Annotated in this window: 5 tRNA genes; all 5 read left to right on the forward strand. The window is 56.6% G+C overall.

Features of this window, described 5'->3' with window-relative positions:
* The first annotated feature begins 2 nt into the window (after positions 1-2).
* The 5 genes from BUB20358_RS27980 (at position 3) to BUB20358_RS28000 (ending at position 680) form a co-directional block, all read left to right on the forward strand.
* Positions 3-78 (forward strand) — tRNA-Glu (locus tag BUB20358_RS27980).
* Between the two features lie 86 nt (positions 79-164).
* Positions 165-241: transfer RNA gene (locus tag BUB20358_RS27985), tRNA-Asp, on the forward strand.
* Between the two features lie 63 nt (positions 242-304).
* A tRNA-Glu gene (locus BUB20358_RS27990) sits at positions 305-380 on the forward strand.
* Between the two features lie 85 nt (positions 381-465).
* Positions 466-542, forward strand: a tRNA-Asp gene (locus BUB20358_RS27995).
* A gap of 62 nt (positions 543-604) precedes the next feature.
* A tRNA-Glu gene (locus BUB20358_RS28000) sits at positions 605-680 on the forward strand.
* Positions 681-684: the final 4 nt, after the last annotated feature.

Consider the following 684-nt stretch of genomic DNA (forward strand, 5'->3'; position numbering starts at 1 on the left):
TTGTCCCCTTCGTCTAGAGGCCTAGGACATCACCCTTTCACGGTGAGTACAGGGGTTCGAATCCCCTAGGGGACGCCAGATTCAGCGGCGTTTCATTGCAGCAGGAAGTGTCGCGACGCTTGCAGGACGAAACCGACGTTCTGCAGGTAACGGTGCAGAAAGTTGGAGCGGTAGTTCAGTCGGTTAGAATACCGGCCTGTCACGCCGGGGGTCGCGGGTTCGAGTCCCGTCCGCTCCGCCAGAACGAAGCCCGTTCAAGACGTCTTTGAGCGGGCTTTTGTATTAAAGGTGTAAGCAGTACGTTGTCCCCTTCGTCTAGAGGCCTAGGACATCACCCTTTCACGGTGAGTACAGGGGTTCGAATCCCCTAGGGGACGCCAGATTCAGCGGCGTTTCATTGCAGTACGAAGTGTCGCGACACTTGCAGACGTGAACGATGTCCTGCAAGTGACGGTGCAGAAAGCTGGAGCGGTAGTTCAGTTGGTTAGAATACCGGCCTGTCACGCCGGGGGTCGCGGGTTCGAGCCCCGTCCGCTCCGCCAGAACGAAGCCCGTTCAAAACGTTTTGAACGGGCTTTTGCATTAAAGATGTAAGCAGTACGTTGTCCCCTTCGTCTAGAGGCCTAGGACATCACCCTTTCACGGTGAGTACAGGGGTTCGAATCCCCTAGGGGACGCCAGATT

Origin of the sequence: Burkholderia dolosa, from assembly GCF_902499135.1 — a bacterium.
GTDB lineage: Bacteria > Pseudomonadota > Gammaproteobacteria > Burkholderiales > Burkholderiaceae > Burkholderia > Burkholderia dolosa.